At 64.3% G+C, this 24,859-nt stretch carries 26 protein-coding genes; 18 read left to right on the plus strand and 8 right to left on the minus strand.

The features are described from left to right. Nucleotides 1-509: 509 nt before the first annotated feature. The gene (locus tag GGD62_RS23905; RefSeq protein WP_092251674.1) at nucleotides 510-686 is read right to left on the minus strand and encodes a hypothetical protein; all 177 of its coding nucleotides are present in this window, start codon (nucleotides 684-686) and stop codon (nucleotides 510-512) included. Between the two features lie 165 nt (nucleotides 687-851). On the opposite strand from GGD62_RS23905, the gene GGD62_RS23910 reads away from it, so the two are divergent. The 11 genes from GGD62_RS23910 to GGD62_RS23955 all read left to right on the plus strand — a co-directional run bounded on the left by GGD62_RS23910 (nucleotide 852) and on the right by GGD62_RS23955 (nucleotide 9,907). Then, nucleotides 852-1,580: a LuxR family transcriptional regulator gene (locus GGD62_RS23910; protein WP_092251675.1), complete on the plus strand. Its 729-nt coding sequence runs from the start codon at nucleotides 852-854 to the stop codon at nucleotides 1,578-1,580. 82 nt (nucleotides 1,581-1,662) lie between these two features. After that, nucleotides 1,663-2,322, plus strand: a complete 660-nt coding sequence (locus GGD62_RS23915; RefSeq protein WP_177236864.1) for an acyl-homoserine-lactone synthase — start codon at nucleotides 1,663-1,665, stop codon at nucleotides 2,320-2,322. A gap of 1 nt (nucleotide 2,323) precedes the next feature. Beyond that, a complete protein-coding gene (locus tag GGD62_RS23920; protein WP_018316877.1) occupies nucleotides 2,324-2,542 on the plus strand; it encodes a hypothetical protein in 219 nt (72 codons plus the stop codon). A gap of 297 nt (nucleotides 2,543-2,839) precedes the next feature. Continuing rightward, entirely contained in the window at nucleotides 2,840-3,757 is a 918-nt protein-coding gene (locus GGD62_RS23925) for a branched-chain amino acid ABC transporter permease (protein ID WP_018316878.1), read from the plus strand. Next, nucleotides 3,754-4,698 (plus strand): branched-chain amino acid ABC transporter permease, encoded by a 945-nt coding sequence (locus GGD62_RS23930; RefSeq protein WP_183710544.1) that lies wholly within the window; start codon nucleotides 3,754-3,756, stop codon nucleotides 4,696-4,698. Before GGD62_RS23925 ends, GGD62_RS23930 begins: the two co-directional genes overlap by 4 nt. After that, nucleotides 4,691-5,458 (plus strand): ABC transporter ATP-binding protein, encoded by a 768-nt coding sequence (locus GGD62_RS23935; RefSeq protein ID WP_018316880.1) that lies wholly within the window; start codon nucleotides 4,691-4,693, stop codon nucleotides 5,456-5,458. The genes GGD62_RS23930 and GGD62_RS23935 overlap by 8 nt, the downstream gene beginning before the upstream one ends. After that, nucleotides 5,451-6,164, plus strand: coding sequence for an ABC transporter ATP-binding protein (locus GGD62_RS23940; RefSeq protein ID WP_092251679.1), 714 nt, complete (start codon nucleotides 5,451-5,453; stop codon nucleotides 6,162-6,164). The genes GGD62_RS23935 and GGD62_RS23940 overlap by 8 nt, the downstream gene beginning before the upstream one ends. Nucleotides 6,165-6,303: 139 nt before the next feature. After that, nucleotides 6,304-6,636 (plus strand): hypothetical protein, encoded by a 333-nt coding sequence (locus GGD62_RS40905; protein ID WP_246800275.1) that lies wholly within the window; start codon nucleotides 6,304-6,306, stop codon nucleotides 6,634-6,636. Between the two features lie 109 nt (nucleotides 6,637-6,745). Beyond that, entirely contained in the window at nucleotides 6,746-7,180 is a 435-nt protein-coding gene (locus tag GGD62_RS40910; RefSeq protein WP_246800276.1) for a helix-turn-helix domain-containing protein, read from the plus strand. A 110-nt stretch (nucleotides 7,181-7,290) separates the two neighbouring features. Continuing rightward, nucleotides 7,291-9,582 (plus strand): TonB-dependent siderophore receptor, encoded by a 2,292-nt coding sequence (locus tag GGD62_RS23950; RefSeq protein WP_246800277.1) that lies wholly within the window; start codon nucleotides 7,291-7,293, stop codon nucleotides 9,580-9,582. Nucleotides 9,583-9,661: 79 nt separating this feature from the next. Beyond that, a complete protein-coding gene (locus tag GGD62_RS23955) occupies nucleotides 9,662-9,907 on the plus strand; it encodes a hypothetical protein (RefSeq protein ID WP_183710546.1) in 246 nt (81 codons plus the stop codon). Between the two features lie 374 nt (nucleotides 9,908-10,281). Here the strand turns inward: GGD62_RS23955 and GGD62_RS23960 are convergent, their stop codons facing one another. Together GGD62_RS23960 and GGD62_RS23965 are read right to left on the minus strand one after the other, a co-directional pair. Continuing rightward, nucleotides 10,282-11,718 (minus strand): glutamine synthetase family protein, encoded by a 1,437-nt coding sequence (locus GGD62_RS23960; RefSeq protein WP_183710548.1) that lies wholly within the window; start codon nucleotides 11,716-11,718, stop codon nucleotides 10,282-10,284. Between the two features lie 130 nt (nucleotides 11,719-11,848). After that, nucleotides 11,849-13,207, minus strand: coding sequence for an aromatic ring-hydroxylating dioxygenase subunit alpha (locus GGD62_RS23965; protein WP_183710550.1), 1,359 nt, complete (start codon nucleotides 13,205-13,207; stop codon nucleotides 11,849-11,851). 109 nt (nucleotides 13,208-13,316) lie between these two features. Here GGD62_RS23965 and GGD62_RS23970 point away from each other — a divergent pair, with 109 nt between their 5' ends. Together GGD62_RS23970 and GGD62_RS23975 are read left to right on the plus strand one after the other, a co-directional pair. Further along, a complete protein-coding gene (locus GGD62_RS23970) occupies nucleotides 13,317-14,102 on the plus strand; it encodes an IclR family transcriptional regulator C-terminal domain-containing protein (protein ID WP_026201748.1) in 786 nt (261 codons plus the stop codon). Nucleotides 14,103-14,221: 119 nt separating this feature from the next. Beyond that, on the plus strand, nucleotides 14,222-14,554 hold the full coding sequence (locus tag GGD62_RS23975) for a PRC-barrel domain-containing protein (RefSeq protein WP_018316888.1): 333 nt from the start codon (nucleotides 14,222-14,224) through the stop codon (nucleotides 14,552-14,554). A 92-nt stretch (nucleotides 14,555-14,646) separates the two neighbouring features. Here the strand turns inward: GGD62_RS23975 and GGD62_RS23980 are convergent, their stop codons facing one another. The 5 genes from GGD62_RS23980 to GGD62_RS24000 all read right to left on the minus strand — a co-directional run bounded on the left by GGD62_RS23980 (nucleotide 14,647) and on the right by GGD62_RS24000 (nucleotide 18,134). Next, nucleotides 14,647-15,081 carry a VOC family protein gene (locus tag GGD62_RS23980; protein ID WP_183710552.1) on the minus strand — a complete coding sequence of 145 codons (435 nt, stop codon included), beginning with the start codon at nucleotides 15,079-15,081 and terminating at the stop codon, nucleotides 14,647-14,649. 152 nt (nucleotides 15,082-15,233) lie between these two features. Then, on the minus strand, nucleotides 15,234-16,061 hold the full coding sequence (locus tag GGD62_RS23985; protein WP_183710554.1) for an AraC family transcriptional regulator: 828 nt from the start codon (nucleotides 16,059-16,061) through the stop codon (nucleotides 15,234-15,236). Nucleotides 16,062-16,067: 6 nt separating this feature from the next. Next, on the minus strand, nucleotides 16,068-16,529 hold the full coding sequence (locus tag GGD62_RS23990; protein ID WP_246800282.1) for a transglutaminase domain-containing protein: 462 nt from the start codon (nucleotides 16,527-16,529) through the stop codon (nucleotides 16,068-16,070). Nucleotides 16,530-16,607: 78 nt separating this feature from the next. Beyond that, entirely contained in the window at nucleotides 16,608-17,003 is a 396-nt protein-coding gene (locus tag GGD62_RS23995) for a group II truncated hemoglobin (RefSeq protein WP_179739941.1), read from the minus strand. 222 nt (nucleotides 17,004-17,225) lie between these two features. Beyond that, complete coding sequence (locus GGD62_RS24000) at nucleotides 17,226-18,134, minus strand: helix-turn-helix transcriptional regulator (RefSeq protein ID WP_028139766.1); 909 nt, start codon at nucleotides 18,132-18,134, stop codon at nucleotides 17,226-17,228. A 138-nt stretch (nucleotides 18,135-18,272) separates the two neighbouring features. On the opposite strand from GGD62_RS24000, the gene GGD62_RS24005 reads away from it, so the two are divergent. The 5 genes from GGD62_RS24005 (at nucleotide 18,273) to boxB (ending at nucleotide 24,754) form a co-directional block, all read left to right on the plus strand. Continuing rightward, nucleotides 18,273-19,814 carry a benzoate-CoA ligase family protein gene (locus GGD62_RS24005; RefSeq protein ID WP_183710556.1) on the plus strand — a complete coding sequence of 514 codons (1,542 nt, stop codon included), beginning with the start codon at nucleotides 18,273-18,275 and terminating at the stop codon, nucleotides 19,812-19,814. A gap of 229 nt (nucleotides 19,815-20,043) precedes the next feature. After that, nucleotides 20,044-20,862, plus strand: a complete 819-nt coding sequence (locus tag GGD62_RS24010; RefSeq protein ID WP_018316895.1) for an alpha/beta fold hydrolase — start codon at nucleotides 20,044-20,046, stop codon at nucleotides 20,860-20,862. Between the two features lie 18 nt (nucleotides 20,863-20,880). Further along, nucleotides 20,881-21,417 carry a DUF309 domain-containing protein gene (locus tag GGD62_RS24015; RefSeq protein ID WP_183262175.1) on the plus strand — a complete coding sequence of 179 codons (537 nt, stop codon included), beginning with the start codon at nucleotides 20,881-20,883 and terminating at the stop codon, nucleotides 21,415-21,417. Between the two features lie 98 nt (nucleotides 21,418-21,515). Continuing rightward, on the plus strand, nucleotides 21,516-23,204 hold the full coding sequence (boxC, locus tag GGD62_RS24020; RefSeq protein ID WP_183710558.1) for a 2,3-epoxybenzoyl-CoA dihydrolase: 1,689 nt from the start codon (nucleotides 21,516-21,518) through the stop codon (nucleotides 23,202-23,204). Nucleotides 23,205-23,302: 98 nt separating this feature from the next. After that, complete coding sequence (boxB, locus tag GGD62_RS24025; protein ID WP_018316898.1) at nucleotides 23,303-24,754, plus strand: benzoyl-CoA 2,3-epoxidase subunit BoxB; 1,452 nt, start codon at nucleotides 23,303-23,305, stop codon at nucleotides 24,752-24,754. Nucleotides 24,755-24,859: the final 105 nt, after the last annotated feature.

Below are 24,859 nucleotides of genomic sequence, written 5' to 3' on the forward strand. Positions count from 1 at the left end.
AGGGCGAACACTAGAGACCTCGCTGGCAATTGCCGTGACCGCGCCCCTCTCTCCTCATGTCCTCAGCCTCCAAGACCGATAACGCAACAGGCCCCCTGGGGGAGAGGGTGGCTCGCCGCGAAAGCGGCGAGACGGGCGAGGGGTCTCTCTCAGCGAGTCCGGAATCGCAGGGTGGGCAAAGGCGCACTTGCGCCGTGCCCACGTCGTCTCACCAAATAGGCAGGACGTGGGCGCGCTTCCGCCGTCGCTCTTCGAGCTATGGCGGACAAGTCGCTTTGCCCACCCTACGATACTGCACTTGTGGATAGAGACCCTCATTCGGCGCCATAGCCGAAGTTTCGCTTCGGCGTCCATTTAGAACGGCGGCCGAAGGCCGCCTATGCCACGTTCTCCCACAAGGGAAGAAGGGAAACTCAAGTTCGCTGTCAGATTGTTTTCGACTAAAATCAGCGCGTTCGAACAGAAGGGCGGCGGCGCTCGAATTGGTTCGTCGGCGCTGCGGCCGTGTCTCAGCTCGCCGGGCCCTCGGGCAATACGCTCTCGGCCAGCTCCTCGCGCTCGCCTTCCAGCACCGCGCGCGCGAACTCGATGATCTTCTGCTTGTTTGCGGTTTCGCGGACGGCGAAAAACACGCGGTTCAATTCCAGGCCGAGCACGCTGTTGAGGGCAATATCCTCGTCTTCCATCGTGGTGTTCCCGCTTCGGTCGCTCAGGTGTATCGTGAGGGCAATTCTTCCACAAGTAGTTTAAATCTTCAGAGCAGATGAGCACCGGGAAACTACGGCCGCAGCGAATTGAGGCAGTCCCCAAATACGTGCTATACGAGGCGGTGTGGGGCAGGAAACGCACCGATGTCCGCCGTAGATTATGGCCGGGAGGCGCTCGACTTCATTGAAGGCCTGGGGACCTATCGCAAGGTGCCCGATGCCATGAATGCGCTCGAGACGGCGTTCGGTCGTTTCGGCTTCGAAACCATCATCGTGACGGGATTGCCCAATCCCGACCAGCGGTTTGCGCAGATGGTGCTTGCCAAGCGCTGGCCGGCGGGCTGGTTCAGCCTCTACACCCAGAACAATTACGATCGCTTCGATCCGGTGGTGCGGCTGTGTCGGCAATCGGTCAATCCGTTCGAATGGTCGGAAGCGCCCTATGACGCCGAACTCGAGCCGAACGCGGCCGAGGTGATGAACCGCGCCACCGATTTTCGCATGTCGCGGGGCTTCATCGTGCCGATCCACGGGCTCACCGGCTATGAAGCGGCGGTGTCGCTTGGCGGCGTTCATCTCGACCTCAATCCGCGCAGCAAGCCGGCACTGCATCTGATGGCGATGTATGGCTTCGACCACATACGCCGTCTGCTCGAGCCGACGCCTTATCCCTCGACGCGCCTCACCCCGCGCGAGCGCGAGGTGATCTCCTGGGCCTCGCAGGGCAAGTCGGCCTGGGAGATCGGTGAGATCTTACACATCACGCAGCGCACGGCGGAAGAGCATCTTGCAACTGCCGCGCGCAAGCTCGGTGCCGTCAACCGCACGCATGCGGTAGCGCTGGCGATTCGGAACAAAATCATCAATCCGTAAGCGCCGTACTGGGAAATTTCCCAATATCGAATCCGGCTCTTTTCGCAGACTCTGCCCCCATTGAGGATGATTGGGGGTTTTCATGATTCACGCAATTTCTGCGGTAAATCGCCACCTTTATGAAGACGTGATCGAACAGCATTTCCGGTTGCGCCACGATATCTTCGTCGAGGAGCGGCGCTGGGAGACGCTGCGCAGGCCGGATTGCCGCGAGATCGATTCCTATGACGACGAGGATACTGTCTATCTGCTTGCGTTGGAGGGACGGCGCGTCATCGGTGGCCACCGGCTCTACCCGACGACCAAGCCCTCGATGATGAGCGAGGTGTTCCCGCATCTGGCGTCGGTGCGCGGCTGCCCCGCGGATCCGCTGGTCTGGGAATGGTCGCGCTACTTCGTCGTGCGTGATCGCCGCGACGGCGCGCTCAACCTGCAACTGATGGCGGCGGTGCAGGAGTTCTGCCTCAATCAGGGGATCGCGCAGGTCAGCGCGATCATGGAGACCTGGTGGCTGCCGCGCTTCCACGAGGCCGGCTTCATGGTGACCCCGCTTGGCCTGCCGGCTCTGGTGGAGGATGCATGGACCATGGCGGCGACCATCGACATTCGTCGCGAGACCCTCGATGCCCTGCACGATCGTATCGGCATGACCTCGGTCGTGCGCCAGGACGGCCCGCGTCTGGACGCCGTCGCCCGTGCCAACCTCTGCGGCGCTGCTGCCGCGCAACGAAAGAGCGCCTGAGATGTCGAACATGATGCGGGACAGCCAGATCATGGCGCAGATCAGGGACGAGAATCTCGGCTACATGTCCGACATGGCGCTCGAGCTGGCGCAGATGGCGGAAGACACCGGATTGGCGACGCTCGCCTATCTGTTCCGGATGGCGGCGCTGGAGGCCTCGACGGCCAACAGCGTGCTCGCTGAACCGGACGATCTTCCCCAGCAGATGACGTCGCACTAGACGTAATCCTTCCTTGCATTCCGACGAAGTCGCACCCTCTCGCCGGCCATCGGCGAGGGGGTCATCGTTTGGGTGCGGCAGGTTGCCCCAGCCTGCACGGCAGCCTTCTTGCCGGAGCGTCTCGACCGCATGCACCCGCATGCAACAAAGTGCATGTTTGGTGTCGAATCGCTCTTGCCTCTGAACGATACTGCCATTACCCATTTTTCCGCCTTGAACAGGCAGGGGGAGCTCTTTCACTGATGGCGACCGTGTTCGAACATCGGCGCGACACCGCGTGCGCCTGAAAGAGTCTTGATGCTGCTCGTCGTCGAACAGTTCCTGAACGGATTGCAGTTCGGCCTGCTGCTGTTCCTGCTCGCCGCCGGCCTGACGCTGGTGTTCGGGATCATGGATCTCGTCAACCTCGCGCACGGCTCGCTCTACATGATGGGCGCCTATTTCGCCGCGACTTTCGCGGCGTGGACCGGCAGCTTCCTGCTCGGGGCGCTGATGGCGCTGGGGGCTACGCTGGTGCTCGGCATCGTGCTCGAGATGAGCGCGCTGCGGCATCTCTACGGCCGCGACCATCTCGACCATGTGCTGGCGACCTTCGGCCTGATCCTGTTCTTCAACGAAGCCGTGCGGCTGATCTGGGGCCCGGCCGGCCTTGCGCTGCCGCTGCCGGCCTGGCTCACCGTGCCGGTGCCAATCCTGCCCGGTATTCATTATCCCGCCTATCGCCTCGCCATCATCATCGTGGCGCTGCTGGTGGCGCTGCTGCTCTATCTCGGCGTGATGCGCACCCGCATCGGCATGCTGATCCGCGCCGGCGCCTCCAACCGCGAGATGATCGGCGCGCTCGGCATCAACATCAAGCTGCTCTACACGCTGGTGTTCGGCCTGGGGGCCGCGCTCGCCGGCCTTGCGGGCCTGATGCAGGCGCCGATCCTCACCGTGCAGATCGGCATGGGCGAGAACATTTTGATCCTCGCTTTCGTCATCATCGTGATCGGCGGCATCGGCTCGATCCGCGGCGCGTTCCTGGCCGCGATCTTCGTCGGCATGATCGACACGCTCGGCCGCGCCTTCCTGCCCAATCTGCTGCGGCAAGTGTTGAGCGGCGCCGCCGCCTCCACCGCCGCGCCCGCGCTGTCCTCCATGCTGATCTATCTCCTCATGGCGATCGTGCTGGTGGTGCGGCCGGAGGGGCTGTTTCCGGCCAACCGTCGATGAAGTCTTTCACTGTGAGCAAGGCCGTCACGGCCCTGATGCTGGCGGGCCTCCTGCTGCTGCCGCTCTATTCGCAGCTCTCCGGCAACATCTTCATCCTGACGCTGTTCACCCGCATCATCATCCTGGCGCTGGCGGCGGCGAGCCTCAACCTCATCATGGGTTTTGGCGGCATGATGAGCTTCGGCCACGCCGCCTATCTCGGCATCGGCGGCTACGCCGTCGGCATGCTGGCACAGGAGGGCGTCGGTTCCGGCTTCATCCAGTTTCCGGTCGCGCTCGCGGCCTCCGCGATCTATGCGCTCGTGATCGGCGCGCTCTCTTTGCGCACCCGCGGCGTCTATTTCATCATGATCACGCTCGCTTTCGCTCAGATGGCCTATTACGTCGCCTCCGGCCTCGCGCGCTACGGCGGCGATGACGGCCTCACCGTCTACAAGCGCAGCGACTTCTCCGGGCTGATCAACCTGTCGAACCGCACGCAGTTCTATTATCTCTGCCTCGCCTGCCTCCTCGGTGTCATCTTCCTGATCTGGCGCATCGTCAATTCGCGCTTCGGCCTCGTCGTGCAGGGCCTGCGCTCCAACGAGCAGCGCATGCAGGCGATCGGCTTCCCGGCAAAGCGCTACCAGCTGGTCTGCTTCGTCATTTCAGGCACCATGTGCGGCCTCGCCGGCGCTCTGCTCGCCAACAACACCGACTTCGTCAGCCCGGCCGTGATGTACTGGACGCGCTCCGGCGATCTCATGGTGATGGTGATCCTGGGCGGCATGGGCACGCTGTTTGGCCCGATCATGGGCGCGGTGGTGTTCCTGCTGCTGGAGGAATTCCTGTCGCAGATCACCGAATATTGGGCGCTGATCATGGGCCCGCTGCTGCTGCTGATCGTGCTGTTCGGGCGCGGCGGCATCATGGGCATGCTGGGGAGGGCCGGCCGTGGCTGAACCCTTGCTTCGCGTCGAAAAGCTGGTGCGGCGCTTCGGCGGCATCGTTGCGACGGATAATGTCTCGCTCGACGTCGCCGCGGGCGAGCTGCACGCCATCATCGGCCCGAACGGCGCCGGCAAGACCACGCTGATCAGCCAGCTCACCGGACATCTCGAGCCGCATTCCGGCAGCGTCTCGCTGGCGGGACGCGACATCACCTATTTGCCGGCCTATCGCCGCTGCGCGCTGGGCCTTGCGCGCTCGTTCCAGATCACCTCGCTGCTGCTCGACTTCACCGCCGCCGACAACGTCGCGCTGGCGGCGCAAGCCCATGCCGGCACCTCGTTTCGCTTCTTTGCCAATGCGCGCAAGGAGCGATCCCTGCGCGATGCCGCCCACGCCGCGCTCGATCGCGTCGGCCTGTTGCATCGCGCCGACGTCGTGGTGAACCGGCTCAGCCATGGCGAGCGGCGCGAGCTCGAGCTTGCGGTGGCGCTCGCGAGCAAGCCGAAGCTCCTGCTGCTCGACGAGCCGATGGCCGGCTTGGGGGTCACCGAATCCCAGCGCATGGTGAAGCTGCTCCAGGAGCTGCGCAAGGAAGTCTCGATCGTGCTGGTCGAGCACGACATGCCGGCGGTGTTCGCGCTTGCCGACCGCATTACGGTGCTGGTCTATGGCCGCGTCATCGCCTCGGGCGATCCGGCCGCGATCCGTGCCAACGAAGACGTCAAGCGCGCCTATCTCGGCGACCAGCACGTGGTGACGCATCATGGCTGACACGCTGCTCGAGGTCGACGGCATCGAGACCTGCTACGGCCTCTCCCAGGTGCTGTTCGGCCTATCGCTGTCGATCAAGCCGGGCGAGATGGTCTCGCTGATGGGCCGCAACGGCATGGGCAAGACCACGACCATCCGCTCCATCATGGGCCTGACGCCGGCGCGCGCCGGCAGCATTCGTTTCGCGGGCGCCGAGGTCAGGCAGCTTCCCTCCTACAGGATCGCAAAGCTCGGCGTCGGCCTGGTCCCCGAGGGACGCCAGATCTTCCCGAACCTCACCGTGCGCGAAAACCTGGTCGCGGCCGCCGCCGACCGCTTCGGCAGCCCCAATCCCTGGACGCTGGCCGCGATCTACGTGTTGTTTCCGCGCCTTGCCGAACGCGCCGCCAACATGGGCAACCAGCTCTCCGGCGGCGAGCAGCAGATGCTCGCGATCGGCCGCGCGCTGATGACCAATCCAAAACTCCTGATCCTGGACGAAGCGACCGAAGGCCTCGCGCCGCTGATCCGCGAGGAAATCTGGAACTGCCTGTCGCTGCTCAAGAGCCGCGGACAGTCGATCCTGGTCGTCGACAAGAACGTCGACCATCTCGCTCGCATCTGCGACCGCCACACCATCATCGAGCGCGGCAAGACGGTGTGGAGCGGCACCTCCGATCAGCTGATGGCGGAACCGGATCTCCAGCACAAATATCTCGGCATCTGAGGCGCGTTCCTGCCGACCGCGCGCGACGCGCAAGATTCTCTTCGAGCAAATCCAGTTTCGAATCCCTCCAAACCGCGCGCAGAGCTCTTGAGCGCGCCGCCGTCAAGCGGTCAAAGAAGCCGCGGCGTAAGCGGATTCGATGCGGGACTTCTACGATCAAATTGTCGGACGGCCTCAAGACGACATCGGTTCCGCACAGCCGGGCGCTTCGACAGCGCAATGGCTGGATTTTCCGGGCTGCGTGTTTGTCAGAGGTGAGTTTCGAGCCGATGCCGAAGGCTCTGCGATCGCAGCCCCGGGTCTGTTCATCTCGGTCTCCGTTGATGGTGGCGCAGGCCGCGGCATTCTGACGCGCAGCGCTGGCTGCGACGGGCAGATGACGGCAATTGCCGTGCGCGAGACCTGCGCAGCGGAACGCGCGGTTCATTCCGGCGAGCGTTCCGCAATCGGCCTGGCGTTTCCCCAAACCTGATGGACTTGGACTCGGCGATGAGTTTCGGGCGCTGTTTGCGAACGACGTCTCGGGCGCAGCGATCGTCTCGCTGAGGGCATCTGCGCGCATACAGGCGGTCGCGGCAGAAATGTTTTCGCCGCCGGTCACCGGCAGCGCGGCGCAATTGCTGCTGTCGGCGCATGCCGCCGAGATCGTGGTCCACGCCCTGTTCGGCGAGCGCGGCTGGATTGCCGCCGATCCCGCCACCGATCTGCAGTGGACGCGGTTGCAATCGGTGAAGCAGCGGATGGACGCCGATCTCGCCTATCCCTGGAGCATCGACGAACTGGCGCGGAACGCGGGGCTGAGCCGCAGGTCCTTCAACCAGAAATTCCGGATGGCATATGGCCAGAGCGCGATCGACTATCTCAGGGCTCAGCGGCTCGATGCCGCACGTGCCTTTTTGATTCATCAGCGCTTGTCCGTCACCGAAGCGGCCTATCGGGTCGGCTACGCCCATCCGGCAAATTTCGCGACGGCTTTCCGCAGGCGCTTCGGCCATTCGCCGAGCCACTATCAGTAAAACTTGAAAGCCTCCACGTGGGATCAAAGGTGATTTGCGCGCGCGCAAAGGCGGCGGCTGCTTTGATCTGGTTACACCCGGGTTGTTGAACACGGAACTCGGGGAAGACGATGAGGCGGAACGACGGGCAGACGCTCGGCTGGGAACGGTTGGTGAGAACTGGTCTGGGAGCGGCCGGTTTGGGAATGGTCCTGCACGCGACGCCCTCGGCCGCACAGGTCTCCGGAACCAATTCGCCTTCGACGGCGGGCACATTGCCGCCGGTCACGGTGGAGGCACCGAGCCAGGCGCGTCCGCGTGCCCAATCTGTCCAGCGCGCCTCACAATCGCAGCGTGGCCGCGCCGCGACGCCGCGCAATGCCGGGTCCGGACAAGCCAGAAACGCGGACACGCGCGAGGCGGGAAGCGGCCGCGCCAATCCGTCGAGCGAGAACAGCTATGTCGCAAGCAGCAGCTCGGCGGGCACCAAGACGAACACGCCATTGCTCGAGACGCCGCAGTCGATTTCGGTCGTGACCCGCAAGGAGCTCAACGATCGCGCCGTGCAGACGCTGACCGAGGCGGTCGGCTATGAACCGGGCGTCCGCATCGATGCTTCAGGTTACGATCCGCGCTTCGATGCCATCTCGATCCGCGGCTTCGACATCACCTATAACGGCATCTATCTCGACGGCTTGCGCCTCGTCGGCGCCGGTCTCGGCGTGTTCAAGACCGAGCCCTATGGCGTCGACAGCATCACCGTGGTCCGCGGGCCGAGCTCGGCCCTCTACGGCCTCGGCTCGCCCGGCGGATTGATCGACCTGCAAAGCAAGCCGCCGACCAGCCAGCCGTTCCACGAGGTGCAGACGGTGTTCGGCGACCGCGAGCGCGTGCAGGGCAATTTCGATTTCTCGGGTCCGGTCGATCCCAACGGTCAATTTTCCTATCGATTGACCGGCGTCGTGCGCGACGCCGACGTGTTCGTGCCCGGCGGCAAGGACAATCGTGTCTATGTCGCTCCCGCCGTCACCTGGAAGCCGGACCAATCGACGACCCTCACCATTCTCGGCGCCTACCAGAAATCGAAGACGCCGGGCTCGATGTTCACCTATTCCACGGGCACCGGCACCACGACGGACATCTTCACCGGCAGTCCGTCCTACAATTCGCTCGACCAGGAGCAGGGACGCGTCGGCTATTTGTTCGAGCATGCGTTCAACAACGCCGTGACCGTTCGCCAGAAATTCCGCTATGTCGATGTCGATGCGGTCACGCGCTATGTCGGCTTTCTCGGCGCTCCCGTCGGCAATGTCGTCTCGCGCTATACCGGCTACGTCCACGACACGCTGCAATCGGCCATCATGGACAACCAGGTCGAGGCAAAGCTCTCGACCGGCCCGGTGCAGCACACGCTCCTGGTCGGCACCGATTACACGGCGTCGAAATTCGACGACAAGCAGGGATTTGGCTTCGGGGTTTCCCCCCTCAATCTGGCCGCCCCGGTCTACGCGCCGGAATCCATTCCCGATCCCGCGATCTCGTCCTCGACGCAGCAGCGGCAGACCCAATCCGGCGTGTACATTCAGGACCAGGCCAAGCTCGACCACTGGATCCTGACACTGAGCGGCCGCAGCGACTGGGTTCGCACCACGGGCGAGGATCAGTTCGCGCTGACCCGCCAGCAGCAGTCCGAACAGGCCTATAGCGGGCGCGCCGGGCTGACCTATGTATTCGATTCCGGGGTTGCGCCTTATGTCGCCTATTCAACCTCGTTCTTTCCCAATCTCGGCGTCGATCCCACCGGCGCCTTCTTCAAGCCTACCACCGGCAAGCAGACCGAGATCGGCGTCAAGTACCAGCCGCTGGGGACGAGGAGCTTCATCACTGCTGCGGTGTTCGACCTGACCCAGAGCGGGGGCCTCGTCACGACCGGGACCGGCGTCACGGTCCAGCGCGGCGAGATTCAAAGCCGCGGCTTCGAATTGCAGGCGCTGGCGAGCCTCGGCGGTGGTTTCGACATCACCTCGTCCTACACCTATCTCGACATGGTCACCAAGCAGGCCGGCGACAGCGCGCAGATCGGCAAGTTTCCGTCGGGCAATCCTCCGCACACCGCGACGCTGTGGGGCAATTATGCCCTGCCGCTCGCCGGCCCGTTTGCCGGCTTGAGCATCGGTGGCGGCGTGCGATACATGTCCTGGAGCTATGGTGACGATCTGAACACGTTCAAGAACAGCTCGGTGACCTTGGTTGATGCTGCGCTGAAATATGATTTTGGCCAGGCGGCGAATGAGCTGAAGGGCCTGCAGTTCCAGGTCAACGCCAAGAACCTGTTCAATCTGCACTACACGACGTGCCAGGTTGGGTACTGCTACCGCGGCGCACCACTGACCGTCATCGCAACGCTCGGCTATCGCTGGTGAGCGGGATCACCAATAGATCCCGTGACGGTGCAACTCGCGCACGATTCGGGCCTCGGTGGGCGACTGGCGCCGCTTCGGCTTGGTCGTTCCGGCCGTGCTTGCCGGCGGCGGTGATGGCGTGGCTGATGCCTTCGTGGCTGGTGCCGTCGTGGCCGCCGGTGCCGTCGCTGAGGTTGGTGCGGTGGTCGCAGTCTGGACGTTTGCCGGCTGCGACGGCGCCTGGGTGGTTTGCGGCGAGACCGCTGCCGCCGTGGCGGGCTGCTCAGTCGCCTGCTGGCTTGAATTGTTGGCTGCCAAGCTGAGGCTCCGCGACCCACCCGCATAGGCCTGGCTTGTGAGCAAAGACACCGTTGCGATCAGGACCAGCTTGCGCATGGAAACGCTCCTAATCTGGTCAATCCGTCTTACCTATCGCGCATCCATTGAGTTTCAGCGCGCCAGACGATGCACACCGATGTTGATCAAGGTTGTCCGGCAGGACAGACGGTAGATCAGGCTGAATAATTGTTCCCACATGATCGAACTCCACTGTTGATCACATGCAGCAACCCTAGCGCAGGACTCTTTCCGTGGGTTTTCGCGGGGATGGAAAATGGCTTCGTCCGGCAGCGGTGGGATGTCGTCGGAACCGGCGCGACGAAGCCGCTTCACACGGCCGTGAGCCGTACTCGCCTTGAGAGGAATCCCCAGGACAGGATGTCAAAACACCTCGAAATATTCGCGGTGCTCCCAGTCGGTCACTTCAGACAGGAAGCGGTCGATCTCGGCGTTCTTGATGTGGGTGTAATAGTCGACGAACTCAGCCCCGAACTTCTCGCGGAAGAACGGATCGTCCTTCAGCGCGCTGACCGCATCGCGCAGCGATTTCGGCAGCAGCGGCGCCTTGGTCTCGTAGGGCGTGTCGGCGGAGGGACCGGGATCGAGCTTGCGGTCCGCGCCGTCGAGGCCCGAGAGGATCTGCGAGGCCATGTAGAGATAGGGATTGGCGGCGGGCTCGCCGATGCGGTTCTCCAGGCGCGTTGCGGCATCATTGGCGCCGCCGAGCACGCGGATCATCACGCCGCGATTGTCGCGGCCCCAGATCGCGCGGTCCGGCGCCAGCGAGTAGGAGCGGTAGCGCTTGTAGCCGTTGATGGTCGGAGTGGTGAACACCGTCGAGGCGCGGGCGTGGTCGAGCAGGCCGGCGAGGTATGAGCGGCCGAAGGCGCTGAGCGGCTCGCCGCCGTCTTTCACCATGAACAGATTCTCGCCGCTGGCGCGCGAGACGATCGACTGGTGCAGATGCCAGCCGCTCGCGAACACGTTCGGCAGTTTCGGCCGGCACATGAAGGTGGCGTGATAGCCGTGTCGCCGCGCGATCTGCTTCACGGCGCTCCGAAACAGCACCATGTTGTCGGCGGGCTCGATCCCCTTCCGCGGCGCGAAGGTGAACTCGCACTGGCTCGGCCCGAACTCGACCTCGACCGAGCGCAAGGGCAGCCCGAGCGCGACGATGTCGCGGCGCAGGATCTCCAGCACCGGCTCCATCTGATCGAAGCGCTGCTCGGTGAGATATTGATAGCCGTGGCTGAGCAGGCTCACTGATGGTGGCGTGCCCGGCTGGCCGGCGTCCTCGGGGCGCATATGCGGGTCGTCGAGCTTGAAGATGTGGAATTCGACCTCGAGGCCGGCGACGAAATCGTGGCCGCGGCCCGCGAGCTCGTCGAGCACCTTGCGATAGAGCCCGCGCGTCGCGAACGGCACCGGGCGGCCGTCATTGAAGCAGAGGTCGCACAGCACCCAGCCCGTGGTCGGCGCCCATGGCAAAACCCGAAACGTGGTGGGGTCGGCGACCATCAGCACGTCGGCCGCGCCTTCCATCTCCTTCATGCCGAAGCCGCCGCCCGCGGTGAACACCGGGAATACCGTGCGGTGCGAAGTATCCTTGGCCAGCATGGTGGTGGTGATTGAGCATCCGCTCTCCAGCGAGGCGATCGCCTCGGAGGCGATGATGGTCTTGCCGCGCAGGATGCCGTGCTGGTCGGGGAAGGCGAGGCGGATGACCTCGAGATTCTTGTCCTCGACGATGCGGCGCATGCGCGTCGCCGCGTCCCTCTGCTCATCCGACCACAGCGCATGACGCGCGACGAAAGTCACTGTGCTACTCCCTCAACCGCCGTAGGGTGGGCAAAGCGAAGCGTGCCCACGCAGTCTATCATCTGAACGCAAGTGCGGTGGGCACGGCGCTTTGCGCCTTTGCCCACCCTACGGGGTCCGTGCACGAACGTCACTCCGCCGCCGTCAGCCGGTGCACATTGTCCGCGATCTCCTTCGGCACCGGTGCGGCCCAAGGTGCCCCGCGGCGGCGCTTGACGTCGACCTCCATCCAGTAGAGCTCCCACCCCTGGGTCGGCCCGATGCCGTCCATGGTGGCCGGTCCCTGGATGCTGCGTGCTCTGCTCTCGTCGAGAAACAGCATCGGCTTCTCGCCGCCGGAGACCTTCTCGATCTCCTGCCGCAGCACGCGGCGATATTGCACGATCGCCTTGTCGCTCGAGCCGAGATGCTCCTTGGTGCGATCCTGGATCGCGCCCATCGATTCCACCGCCCATTGGTCGTGGACGTTGATGTCGGTGCCCATGCCGGTATAGGTCGCGGTCTGCTGCTCGTGCGGATCGAAGCCGTAATCGTTGGCTTTGTTCTTGCGCGAGACGTAGTCGGGCAGCTCATAGAGCTCGAGCCGCTGGTCGCGCATCTTCTGCTTGTCGACCGGGTTCGAATAGCTGGTGAAGATCGCGTACCAGTAGCAGTTCTCGTCGTCGACCGGCACGTGCCACTGCGTGATCGTCATCTCCGTGCTCATGGGAATGACGAAGCCGTGCGGGAACAGCTGGTTGGTGACGCGCACATGGGTGCGCTCCTCGTCGATCTCGCGCAGCGCGATCAGCCGCAGGCCGTATTCGGTGTGCTCGACATTGATGATCGGGCGGTCGTATTCGCGCAGGATTTTCGTCATCGGCAGGTCGGAGCCTGCGGAGGCGCCGCGGAACTGCTTGCCGTAGGCGGTCGAGGTGTCCTCGTCCTCGAAGAAGCGATGCAGGTAGGAGGCGTGCGCGGGATCGATGCCGACTTCGAGCGCCTGCAGCCAGTTGCAGGCCATGTGGCCCTTGAACGCAAAGGTGTGCGTGCCGGGCGCGACGAAACAGTCGAGCTCCGGAAAAGCCGGCGGCTCGCCCTCGCCGAGATAGGCCCAGAGGATGCCGCTCTTCTCGACCACGGGATAGGAGCGCTGGCGGATGTTCTGGCAGAGCTTTGAGTCCTTCGGCTCGGCCGGCGTTTCGATGCACTGGCCGGTCGCGTCGAACAGCCAGCCATGGAAGGCGCAGCGCAGGCCGCCGTGCTCGAGCCGTCCGAACGCGAGGTCGGCGCCGCGATGGGCGCAGTGGCGGTCGATCAGGCCGTAGCGTCCGGTCTCGTCGCGGAATAGCACCAGGTTCTCGCCGAGCAGCCTGATGGGACGGATCGGCCGCTCGCCCTCCAGCTCATCCACCAGCGCCGCCGGCTGCCAATAGCTCCGCATCAGCTTTCCACACGGATCCTTCGGACCGGTGCGGGTGATCAGGTCGTTCTGCTCCTGGCTCATCATGGCGGTGCATCCTTGTGGAGTGGCGCTTGTTCGCCTATTGAACGAATGGGCGAATTATGACATGCCTTGGGGCAGCAGCAAGCACTATTTTGCAGGATTGTCCCGTCCCATGCCCAAGCTGAAGCGCAGTGAGAGCGACGAGCGTGCGACGGATTTCGTCGAGGCGCTCGATCGCGGCCTGCGCCTGCTGCAATGTTTCGGCAGCAATGCAGGCCCGATGACGCTGAGCGATCTCGCCCGCGCTGCGGACCTGCCGCGCGCGACCGCCCGGCGCATGCTGTTCACGCTGCAGCGCGGCGGCTTCGTCAGCGGCGATGGCAAGCTGTTCTCGCTGACACCGCATGTGCTGACGCTGGCGGCATCTTACTTGCGTTCCAATCAGCTCGTTGCGGTGCTCCAACCCGTGCTCGATCGCGTTGCGACCGCGGCGAACGAAATCTCCTCGCTCGCCGTGCTCGACGGTGATGATGTCGTGTTCATTGCCCGCGGCAGCCCGGCGCGCGTTTTCTCGGGCGGGTTGGAGATCGGCTATCGGCTGCCTTCATTCTGCACCTCGGTCGGCCGCGCCATGCTGGGCCAGCTCGACGATGCCGACCTTGCCGCGCGCCTGAAGGCGATGACGCGCGGGGCGCTGACGCCGCAGACGCAGACCGACCCGGAGGCGCTGCTCGCGCGCATCGCCGCCGATCGCACGCAAGGCTATTCACTGGTCGACCGCGAGGCCGAGCCGCATTTCCGCTCGATCTCGGTTCCGGTGCGCCGCTACGACGACGTGATCGTCGCCGCCATCAACATGGGCGCCCATGTCGACCGCGTGCCGGCGCAGGAATTGATCGACCGGTTCCTGCCGCTGTTGCGGGAAGGCGCGGACTCCGTGCGTTCGCAACTGCTCTAGCTGTAGCCCGGGCGAGCGTCGCGATACCCCGGGAAGCATCGCAAGGCCCCGGATGTCGCTTCGCTGATCCGGGCTACAGGACTATAATGCCCGCAACGCAAGAACCCAGGGAGCACGCCATGCAACACACCATGGTTCCCAGTGATCGCGTCGAACACGTCGCCGTCTATGGGTGTGACGGCACGAAGCTCGGCACGATCGAGCGATTGATGCTCGACAAGGTCAGTGGAACGGTCGCTTACGCGGTGGTCAAGACCGGCAGGTTGCTCGGGACACATCACCATTATCCCGTGCAGTGGAGCGCGTTGAAATATGATCCGGGACGCCAGGCCTTCCAGGCCGACCTGACGCCGGAGCAATTGAGCAGCGGTCCCTGCGAATTCGATGGCGATGAGTTCGACTGGGGCGACCGCTCGCGGCCCTACCAGCATCCGAACTACTGGTCGATCTAGCAAGCAAGACGGCCGGGCCGCCCGCATTCCCGGCGCGGACGCGGCTGGGCTCGAGCCGCGGCCGCCGAGCAGTCGCTGACGTGAGCGTCCACCTATCCGGCGAGCGGCTGTTCGCCGACCTTGGGCCAATAGGTGCCAAAGCTCCAGAGGCCGCCCTCCGGATCGCGCGCGGCGAAATCGCGGCTGCCATAATCGGTCGTGTAGGGCTCCATCTCGATCTCTGCACCAGCGGCTTTCACCTTCGCATAGAGCGCGTCGGGATCATCAACGGCCATATAGACGGCATCCGTCCGCCGGCCGCCGATATCGCCAACCAGTTTGCCGTAGGCATCGTCGCGATGTGCGCCCAGCATGAGGATCGACGATCCGAACGCCAGCTCGGCGTGAACGATCGTGCCCTCGTTGCGGTACACCACGCGTTCGGCGAAGCCGAGAACGTTCTTCAGCCAGGCGATCATCGCCTCCGCATCCCTGCAGCGCATGGTGTGGTAGAGGCGCGGCGCTTCATAGCCGTTCGGCTGGTTCATGAAACTCTCCAGGTTTGATGCAAGGTTTGATGCAAGACGTTCGATGCAAGTGCGTGCAAGCTTGCTGCAGAGCTGACCCTAGTTCGGATCGCGGCAGCCGGCTTGAACAAATGGGATTGACCGTCTCGCGCCGTCCTGGCCGCCGTTTGGCGCTAGCCCCCGCCGTCGCGCTTCAGGCGGGGATCGACGACGTCGAGCCGCGCGGCCCATCCGGTCGGCGTCTCGCCGCTGAAGATCCGGAAATCGCGCGCGAGATGTGCCTGGTCGGCATAGCCGGCGTCCGCGGCAATGGCCGCCCAGCCGCCCGTGCCGTCCGTCCGGGCCAGCGCGCAGGCTCGATGAAAGCGCAGCATCTGGGCCAGCGTTTTAGGCGCAACGCCGATCTCGTTGTGGAAACGGCGCGTGAGATGCTTGCGGCTCCAGCCGATGTCGGAGGCGATGTCGGCGATCCTGACCGCGCCCGCGCCTCGCCAGAGCGTCTCTAGGGCGAAAGCCACCGCAGGCGAGGGCTCGTGCACGGCGCGGCGACGCACGAAGTCTTCCACGATCTCGAACCGCCGCTGCCAGCCGACCGCCTCGGCCACCCTGGCGCGGAGGTTCTCGCCATCCCGTCCCAGAATGTCGTCGAGGCCGACCATGCGCGCGGTCAGGTCGGGCACGGCGCCTCCGAAGAAGCGATACGCCCCGAGCGGCGTGAAATCGACCTGAACGCATTCGGCGCGGCCGTCGGATTCGATCACGACCGGTCCGGGAAACAGACCCGCCGCGAAGCTCGGCTGCGCGTCGGCACGATCCGGTTGGTGTCCGAGCGCAATGCGGAAGGGCGTTCCCAGATTCACCAGGAGCGGCAGCGCAAGCGGCGCGGCGTGCCGGAAGGCGGAAAGGCCGAGGCCGCGCTCGCGATAGAACGAGATGCTCGAGATCAGCCGTGCAAGGCGCGGCGAGGCCGGTCGACGGATGACATCGGCAGGTGCGTCCATCGTGTGCTACCGCTCCGCCGCTTCGCGCTCCATGTCACGGCCCGACAGATCTTCGCCCTGCATGTTGGCGTAGTCGCGCGCCATTTCGCGCATCAGGAATTTTGCGGGCACGTCGTGATAGGTGCCGCGGTCATTGACATATTGCATGTAGGCGCGCCCCTCGCCGTCGAAGGGATGCAGCAGTGCGTCGGTATGACCGTCGAAATCGAGCGGGGCTACGCCGACCTTGGCGCAGAGCGTGTCGTTGAAGGTCGGCGTCGCCTTGCGCCAGGCGCCATCGACATGCACCTCCGTAAAGCCGTGCCAGGTGAAGATGTCCGTGCCCATGCTCGTGCGCAGCTTCTCGGTGGTGAGATGGTTCTTCACGTCCGCAAAGCCGACCCGTGCCGGAATGCCGTGCGCGCGGCAGGCGGCGGCATAGAGCGCGGCCTTGCCGACGCAATAGCCCTGGCCCGCGGAGCTTAGCAGGCGATCGCCGCGGAACTCAAATCACGCGATGCGGGTCCATGATACGCCTTCGAATTGCGTCGAGGCGCTGCCGCCCTGTCACTGCCGGTTACGCATCCAGTCGGCGAGGCCCGATATCGCCTTGTCGAGCTCCAGCCGCGCCGCCGTGTCGGTCACAGTCTCCTCCATCGCGCCGCGCATGCAGAGCATCCACGCATCGCGCTCGGCATCGCCGATGGCAAAGCCGATGTGGCGCTGGCGCAGCCGCGGATGGCCCTTCTCGGGGGTATAGAGGCGCGGGCCGCCGGTCCATTCGGTGAGATAGCGCTTCAGCACATCCCTGATCAGGCCGAGGTCGTCCGTATGCATTGCGCGGATGATCTTCGCCTCGGGCAGCGTGTCCATGCGTTCGTAGAAGCGATCGACCAGGGCGTCGATCGTAGCGCTGCCGCCGATCCGCTCGAACATGGAGGTGGTGACGTCGGTGGAGGTCATCGTGGGTCTCAATGCCTATTGATGGGCGTCAATATAGTGTTGCTAACGGTCGCGCAAAATCCTCCGCTGTCGTCCCTGCGAACGCAGGGACCCATAACCCCAGGGAGCAGTTTGGCGAAGGCTGGCCGTTTGGGATTAGCAGCCCGGATCAATCGATAGATCACGCGGTATGGGTCCCTGCGTTCGCAGGGACGACAGCAGAGCGTTTCGATGCAGCTCGCCCTACAGCGCCACACTCCGCAGGCCGAAGCTGCGGGCCTCGTTCTGCAGCACGGGCCGTACCGCATCGATCAGCCGTGCGGCCGCTGCATCGACGGAGAGACCTGCCGTGTCCACCACCGCCGTCGCGCGCGAGTACAGCGGCTCGCGGCTGAGCAGGATGTTGCGCAGCTCCGCCATGGCAGAGCGGTCGTCGGCCATCGGGCGCAAATCGCCCTGGCGACGGACGCGGGCCATGTGCTCTTCGGGCTCGGCCTTCAGCCAGATCGTGTAGAACGAGGTCAGGATCTGGTCGAACGTCAAAGGCTCGGACACGATGCCGCCGCCGGTCGCCAGCACCATCAGCTCGTTGCGCGCTAGCAGCTGTTGCAGCGCCGCCTGCTCCATGCGGCGAAAGCCTTCCTGGCCGTACAGCGCGATGATCTCGGCGACCGAGAGACCGTTCTGCTGCTCGACCTCCTTGTTGAGCTCGACAAAACTCCAGCCGACTTTCTTCGCCAGCATGCGCCCGAGCGTCGACTTGCCGGCGCCGCGCAGGCCGATCAGCGCGATGCCGCAGAACGGAGCGCGTCGCGGCGCCGAGGCGCTGCCGCCGGCGAGCAGATCTTTTGCCTGCGCGATCTGCGCAGGCGTGGCCTTGCGCAACAGGTCGCGAAACATCTGCCAGTCCGGCGTCGGGTCGGCGCTGGGAAGCAGATCTTCGAGATGCGCGCCCATCGCGTCCGAGACGCGGCGCAACAGCACGATGGAGACATTGCCCTTGCCGCTTTCGAGCTGCGCGATGTAGCGCTCCGAGATTCCTGATACCTTGGCGAGCACTTTGCGCGACATACCGCGCAACGCGCGCATGGTGCGCACGCGCTGGCCGAGCTGTTCGAGAAATCGGGATTCGGCGTCGGGACTGTCGGTCATGAGCCTTCTTTAAGGGATGTCTTTTTGAAGGGTGTCCTGCGGCGCATTTTAATGAAACATAATGCCTGCTAGCATTGACAGCAAGCCGCCGTGGTGTCTTTCTATGAATTATAATTCTAAATTCGGGGGAGAAGTCCAGTGAGCGAGGGATCCTATAACGCGGTGACCTGGCTGCTCGACCGTAACGTCGAGGAGGGCCGCGGCAACAAGCTGGCCTTCGACGACACCGTCTCGCGGCTCACCTATGGCGAGCTTCAGCGCGAGAGCCGACGCGCCGCCAACGTGCTGCGCCGGCTCGGCGTCCGCCGCGAGGAGCGCGTGGCGATGATCATGCTGGATACGATCGACTTTCCGGTCGTGTTCCTGGGCGCGATCCGCGCCGGCATCGTGCCCGTGCCGTTGAACACGCTGCTGACCGCGGATCAATACGCCTACATCCTCGCCGACTGCCGCGCGCGTGTGCTGTTCGTCTCCGAGGCGCTCTACCCTGTCATCAAGGACGTGGTCGGCCGCATGCCCGACCTCGAGCATGTCGTGGTCTCCGGCGCCAAGCAGAACGGGCACAAGCAGCTCGCTGAAGAGCTTGCGGGCGAGAGCGATCAGTTCACCACCGCCGCGACGCATCCTGACGAGCCGGCGTTCTGGCTCTATTCGTCCGGCTCGACCGGCATGCCCAAGGGCGTGCGCCATATCCATTCGAATTTGCAGGCGACCGCCGACACCTACGCAAAACAGGTGCTCGGCATCCGCGAGAGCGATGTGTGTCTTTCCGCGGCAAAGCTGTTCTTTGCCTATGGCCTCGGCAATGCGCTGACCTTCCCGATGTCGGTCGGCGCCAGCGTGATCCTCAACAGCGAACGGCCGACGCCGGCGCGCATGTTCGATCTGATGAACCGCTACAGGCCGTCGATCTTCTACGGCGTGCCGACCTTGTTCGCGGCCATGCTCAACGACGAGACCATGAAGGCCGAGCGTGGCGGCGGCGCCTTGCGCATCTGCACCTCGGCCGGCGAGGCGCTGCCGGAATCCGTCGGCACCAGCTGGAAGGCGCGCTTCGGCGTCGACATTCTCGACGGCGTCGGCTCGACCGAGCTGTTGCACATCTTTCTGTCGAACGCGCCCGGCGACATCAAATATGGCTCCTCCGGCAAGCCGGTGCCGGGCTATGCGGTGCGGCTCGTCAACGAGGCTGGGCAAGACGTTGCCGACGGCGAGGTCGGCGAGCTCCTGGTCGATGCGCCCTCGGCCGGCGACGGCTACTGGAATCAACGCCACAAGAGCCGCCGGACCTTTGAGGGACCGTGGACCCGCACCGGCGACAAATATGTTCGCGATGCAGATGGCCGCTACACCTTCTGCGGTCGCGCCGACGACATGTTCAAGGTCTCCGGCATCTGGGTCTCGCCGTTCGAGGTCGAGAGCGCGCTGATCACCCATCCCGCCGTGCTGGAGGCCGCCGTCGTGCCGGAGGCCGATCCGGAAGGATTGCTCAAGCCGAAGGCCTTCGTCGTGCTGCGCCCCGGCGCGACGACTAGCGATCTTCAGGAAATGCTGAAGGAGCACGTCAAGCAGAAGATCGGCCCGTGGAAATATCCGCGCTGGATCGACGTGGTGGAGTCCCTGCCGAAGACGGCGACGGGAAAGATCCAGCGGTTCAAGCTGCGGGAAGGGACGAATTGAGTGTGCGAACTGCACTTGCTTACCCTCCCCTGGAGGGGGAGGGTCGGCACGCGATCGAGCGCAGCGAGATGCGTGACGGGGTGGGGTGATCTCTCCACGCGGGCGCTGCATCTGCGGAGAGACTGTCACCCCACCCCGATTCACATCTCGCTACGCTCGCTGTGAATCGACCCTCCCCCTCCAGGGGAGGGTGGGCATCTCGGCCTTGGCCAGGAATGGGACTTCGACCATGACCAACCTCACCCCCACCGGCTTCCTCAGCATCGGCGGCGCCAGCCTCGAATACAAATGGCTCGCGCCTGCATCGGCCGACGCCCCCACCATCGTCATGCTGCATGAAGGCCTCGGCTCGGTTGGGCTCTGGGGCGATTTTCCCGAGAAGCTGCAGCAAGCCACCGGTGCCGGCATCTTCGCCTATTCGCGGGCAGGCTACGGCCAGTCGAGCCCGGTGACATTGCCGCGGCCGCTCGACTACATGCAGCGCGAGGCGCTGGACGTGTTGCCGAAAATCCTCGACGCAGTTCCCTTCAAGCGCGGCCTGCTGCTCGGCCATTCCGACGGCGGCTCGATCGCGACGATCTATGCCGGCGCGCATCAGGATCACCGCCTGAGCGGCCTCGTGCTGATCGCGCCGCACTTCATCGTCGAGGACATCTCGGTGAAATCCATCGCGGAGATCAAGACCAGCTTCGAGACCACCGACCTCAAGGCCAAGCTGTCGCGCTGGCACAAGGATGTCGACAACGCCTTCTACGGCTGGAACGGCGCCTGGCTCGATCCGAAATTCCGCGATTGGGACATCTCGGAATATCTGGCCTATATCCGCGTCCCCATGATGGTCCTGCAAGGTGCAGGCGACCAATATGGGACATTGCGTCAGGTCGAAATTGCGCAGGAAGAGTGTTACTGTCCGATAGATTTTAAAGTCATTTCAGACGCGGGCCATTCCCCGCATCGTGAGGCGCCGGGGGCGACGCTTGACGCGATTGAGCAATTTGCAAAAGCGGCCCTGCGCGACGATCAGGGACTCCAGGGACGCGCCGCATGACCATGCGGAGGCACATCGATGAATGTGCCTTCACATGCGACCGGCCAATTGCCATGGCCGCAATGGGCCTATGTGCCGGGCGAGACCGGCGCCATCGAGGCCGATGACGAAACGCTTCGCTTGGCCAAGGCGCTGGTGCCCTCGGCCTTTCGCGGCTACGTGCCGGCCCGCCATCCGGCGCTGCGCTACGGGCTCGCGCTCAACGATCGCGGCTATTTCTGGGAAGCGCAGGAGGTGCTGGAGACGGTGTGGGCCGCAGCCCCGCAGAGCGGCCGCGAACGCATCCTGCTGCGCGCCTGCATCCACATCGCCAATGCCAATTTGCGTTTGCGCATGCAGAAGGCGCATTCGGCCGCGCGCCTGTTCGGCGACGCTCTGACCGAGCTGCGCGCGTTGAGCGCACGCAAGGTCGCCAGCGGCGGCGACGGTTTCGTCGAGAGCTTTCCAGTCGCGGCCCTGATGGCGCTGCTTCAGGCCAAGATCGGCCGCCCGCAGCTCGCAAAGGCCGACTGGATCGCGCTTGGTGCGATCGTGCGGTCCTGGCCGACTGCATGAAACAAAGTGCATGCGCCGGCGGTTAAGGGCTAGACGCATCCAAAAAGATGCACTATTGTGCATCTAACGCTAAACCAAAACGAGCTCAAGGGTGGCCCATGGCCGGGGAAGATCGGCGCCTCGCAGGCGGCGCGACATTCATCGATTTCCAGACCGAACCGTCCCGCTACAAGCACTGGAAGCTCGCGGTCGAGGGTGACGTCGCGACCCTGACCATGGACGTCGACGAGAATGGCGGCCTGTTCGAGGGCTATCTGCTCAAGCTCAATTCCTACGATCTCGGCGTCGACATCGAGCTGGCGGATGCGGTCCAGCGGCTGCGCTTCGAGCATCCGGAAGTGAAGGTCGTGCTGATGCGCTCGGCCAAGAACCGCGTGTTCTGCGCCGGCGCCAACATCCGCATGCTCGCGGGCTCGACCCATGCCCACAAGGTGAACTTCTGCAAGTTCACCAACGAGACCCGCAACGGCATGGAAGACTCGTCGGAGAATTCCGGCCAGCGTTTCATCACGGTGGTGAACGGCTCCGCCGCCGGTGGCGGCTACGAGCTGGCGCTCGCGACCGACCACATCATCCTCGCCGACGACGGCTCCTCTGCCGTTGCTTTGCCTGAGGTGCCGCTGCTCGCGGTGCTGCCGGGCACCGGCGGTCTCACCCGCGTCGTCGACAAGCGCAAGGTGCGCCGCGATCATGCCGATTTCTTCTGCACCATCGAGGAAGGCGTCAAGGGCAAGCGCGCCGTGCAATGGCGCCTCGTCGACGAGATCGCACCGAACTCGAAGTTAGAGGCCAAGATCACCGAGCGTGCCAAGGAGTTCGCGGCCGCCTCGAAGCGCAAGGGCAGCGGCAAGGGCATCGCGCTGACGCAGCTCAAGCGCCTCATCGACGAAAACAGCATCCGCTACGGCTTCGTCACGGTCGATATCGATCGCACGGCCCGCATCGCCACCATCTCCATCAAGGCGCCGGAGGCTGCAGCACCCGCCGATATCGACGGCATGATGGCGCAAGGCGCCTCGTTCTGGCCGTTGCAAGTGGCGCGCGAGCTCGACGACGCCATCCTTCATCTGCGCATCAACGAGCTCGAGATCGCGATGCTGGTGTTCAAGAGCCATGGCGACCGCGCCCATGTGCTCGCGCACGACGCGTTCCTCGAAGCCAACAAGGCGCATTGGCTGGTCAACGAAATCCGCCATTACTGGAAGCGCGTGCTGAAGCGCATCGACGTCACCTCGCGCACGCTGGTGACGCTGGTCGAGCCCGGCTCCTGCTTTGCCGGCACGCTCGCCGAGCTCGTCTTCGCCGCCGACCGCTCCTACATGCTGATCGGCACGCGCCAGGGCGACAACCGCCCGCCGCCGTCGATCGAGCTCTCCGCCATGAATTTCGGCCCGTATCCGATGAGCCACGGCCTGACGCGGCTGGAGTCGCGCTTCCAGGCCGATCCGTCCGATGTGGAGCGCGCCGAAGCCACGATGGGCACCGCGCTCGATGCCGAGCAGGCCGAAGAGCTCGGCCTCGTCACCTTCGCGCTCGACGACATCGACTGGGACGACGAGGTCCGCGTGTTCCTGGAGGAGCGCGCCAGCTTCTCGCCCGACAGCCTCACCGGCATGGAAGCAAGCCTGCGCTTCGTCGGCCCGGAGACGATGGAATCGAAAATCTTCTCGCGCCTGACCGCGTGGCAGAACTGGATCTTCCAGCGCCCCAACGCGGTCGGCGAGGAAGGCGCGCTGCGCCGCTACGGCAGCGGCCAGAAGCCGAAATTCGATATGACGCGAGTCTAGCGAGTAGGGAGTGGCGGATGGCGAATAGGAGTTTCCATTCGCTACTCGCCATTCGCCATTCGCCCCTTTAACGAGCTAGTCCCCCACGGGAGGTCCACATGAACATGAACATCATGAACGTCGACTACTCGACCAAGATTCCCAACAACGTCAATCTCGCCGAAGACCGCCAGGTGCTCAAAGCACTCGAGGGCTGGCATCCCGGCTACATGGATTGGTGGAGCGACATGGGGCCGGAAGGCTTCCAGGAATCGCTGGTGTATCTGCGCACCGCCTATTCGGTCGATCCGCGCGGCTGGGCCAAGTTCGACTACGTCCGCATGCCCGACTATCGCTGGGGCATTCTGCTTGCGCCGCAGGAAGAGAACCGCGTCGTGCCGTTCGGCGAGCATTATGGCGAGCCGGCCTGGCAGGAAGTCCCGGGCGAGCATCGCGCCATGCTGCGCCGCCTGATCGTGATCCAGGGCGACACTGAACCTGCTTCAGTCGAGCAGCAGCGCCATCTCGGCAAGACCGCGCCCTCGCTCTACGACATGCGCAACCTGTTCCAGGTCAATGTCGAGGAAGGCCGCCACCTCTGGGCGATGGTCTATCTGCTGCAGAAATATTTTGGCCGCGACGGCCGTGAGGAAGCAGATGATTTGCTGCGCCGCCGCTCCGGCGATGCCGATGCGCCGCGCATGCTCGGCGCCTTCAACGAGGCGACGCCGGACTGGCTGTCCTTCTTCATGTTCACCTATTTCACCGACCGTGACGGCAAGATGCAGCTGCACTCGCTCGCGCAGTCCGGCTTCGATCCGCTGTCGCGCACCTGCCGCTTCATGCTCACGGAAGAAGCGCACCACATGTTCGTCGGCGAGACCGGCATCACCCGCGTCGTGCAGCGCACCTGCGATGCGATGCGCGAGGCCGGCATCACCGATCCTACCGATATCGCAAAAGTCCGCGCGCTCGGCGTGATCGACTTGCCGACCATCCAGAAGAAGCTGAACCTGCACTACACGCTGTCGCTCGATCTGTTTGGCTCGGAGGTCTCGACCAACGCAGCCAACGCCTTCAATGCCGGCATCAAGGGCCGCTATCACGAGACCCAGATCGAGGACGATCACCAGCTCAAGAACGCCACCTATCCGGTGCTGAAGTTCATCAACGGCGAGATCAAGCTGGTCGACGAGCCGGCGCTGACCGCGCTCAACATGCGCCTGCGCGACGATTACAGCCAGGATTGCGTCAAGGGCATGCTGCGCTGGAACAAGGTGATCTCGACCGCGGGCTACGACTTCAAGCTGACCCTGCCCAACGTCGCCTTCCACCGCCACATCGGCGAGTTCAAGGACGTGCACGCGACGCCCGACGGCCTTCTGATCGACGATGCCACCTGGGCGAAGCGCAAGGACGAATGGCTGCCCTCGACCGCCGACGGCGACTTCATCACCTCCCTGATGCAGCCCGTCACCGAGAGCGGCAAGTTCGCCTCCTGGATCTCGCCGCCGAAGGTCGGTATCGACAACAAGCCCGGCGATTTCGAGTACGTGAAGATCGAGTCGTAGGCGTCAGGGCCGCCGCCGGCGCAACACAAATGGTGTCATCACCCGCGAAAGCGGGTGATCCAGAATTCCAGAGGCGTCAGAGATAAATCGAGAGGCCGCGGCGTA

It is taken from the genome of Bradyrhizobium sp. ERR14 (assembly GCF_014198235.1).
Taxonomy (GTDB): Bacteria; Pseudomonadota; Alphaproteobacteria; order Rhizobiales; family Xanthobacteraceae; genus Bradyrhizobium.

Coding starts and splice junctions, on each gene's coding strand:
- GGD62_RS23950 (WP_246800277.1), top strand. CDS start 7,291: ATGAGGCGGAACGACGGGCAGACGCTCGGCTGGGAACGGTTGGTGAGA.
- GGD62_RS23970 (WP_026201748.1), top strand. CDS start 13,317: ATGCCCAAGCTGAAGCGCAGTGAGAGCGACGAGCGTGCGACGGATTTC.
- GGD62_RS23975 (WP_018316888.1), top strand. CDS start 14,222: ATGCAACACACCATGGTTCCCAGTGATCGCGTCGAACACGTCGCCGTC.
- GGD62_RS23995 (WP_179739941.1), bottom strand. CDS start 17,003: ATGACCTCCACCGACGTCACCACCTCCATGTTCGAGCGGATCGGCGGC.
- GGD62_RS24010 (WP_018316895.1), top strand. CDS start 20,044: ATGACCAACCTCACCCCCACCGGCTTCCTCAGCATCGGCGGCGCCAGC.
- GGD62_RS23920 (WP_018316877.1), top strand. CDS start 2,324: ATGTCGAACATGATGCGGGACAGCCAGATCATGGCGCAGATCAGGGAC.
- GGD62_RS23940 (WP_092251679.1), top strand. CDS start 5,451: ATGGCTGACACGCTGCTCGAGGTCGACGGCATCGAGACCTGCTACGGC.
- GGD62_RS40905 (WP_246800275.1), top strand. CDS start 6,304: ATGCGGGACTTCTACGATCAAATTGTCGGACGGCCTCAAGACGACATC.
- GGD62_RS40910 (WP_246800276.1), top strand. CDS start 6,746: ATGTTTTCGCCGCCGGTCACCGGCAGCGCGGCGCAATTGCTGCTGTCG.
- GGD62_RS23985 (WP_183710554.1), bottom strand. CDS start 16,061: ATGGACGCACCTGCCGATGTCATCCGTCGACCGGCCTCGCCGCGCCTT.
- boxB (WP_018316898.1), top strand. CDS start 23,303: ATGAACATGAACATCATGAACGTCGACTACTCGACCAAGATTCCCAAC.
- boxC (WP_183710558.1), top strand. CDS start 21,516: ATGGCCGGGGAAGATCGGCGCCTCGCAGGCGGCGCGACATTCATCGAT.
- GGD62_RS23915 (WP_177236864.1), top strand. CDS start 1,663: ATGATTCACGCAATTTCTGCGGTAAATCGCCACCTTTATGAAGACGTG.
- GGD62_RS23965 (WP_183710550.1), bottom strand. CDS start 13,207: ATGATGAGCCAGGAGCAGAACGACCTGATCACCCGCACCGGTCCGAAG.
- GGD62_RS23930 (WP_183710544.1), top strand. CDS start 3,754: ATGAAGTCTTTCACTGTGAGCAAGGCCGTCACGGCCCTGATGCTGGCG.
- GGD62_RS23980 (WP_183710552.1), bottom strand. CDS start 15,081: ATGAACCAGCCGAACGGCTATGAAGCGCCGCGCCTCTACCACACCATG.
- GGD62_RS23925 (WP_018316878.1), top strand. CDS start 2,840: ATGCTGCTCGTCGTCGAACAGTTCCTGAACGGATTGCAGTTCGGCCTG.
- GGD62_RS23905 (WP_092251674.1), bottom strand. CDS start 686: ATGGAAGACGAGGATATTGCCCTCAACAGCGTGCTCGGCCTGGAATTG.
- GGD62_RS24015 (WP_183262175.1), top strand. CDS start 20,881: ATGAATGTGCCTTCACATGCGACCGGCCAATTGCCATGGCCGCAATGG.
- GGD62_RS23910 (WP_092251675.1), top strand. CDS start 852: ATGTCCGCCGTAGATTATGGCCGGGAGGCGCTCGACTTCATTGAAGGC.
- GGD62_RS24000 (WP_028139766.1), bottom strand. CDS start 18,134: ATGACCGACAGTCCCGACGCCGAATCCCGATTTCTCGAACAGCTCGGC.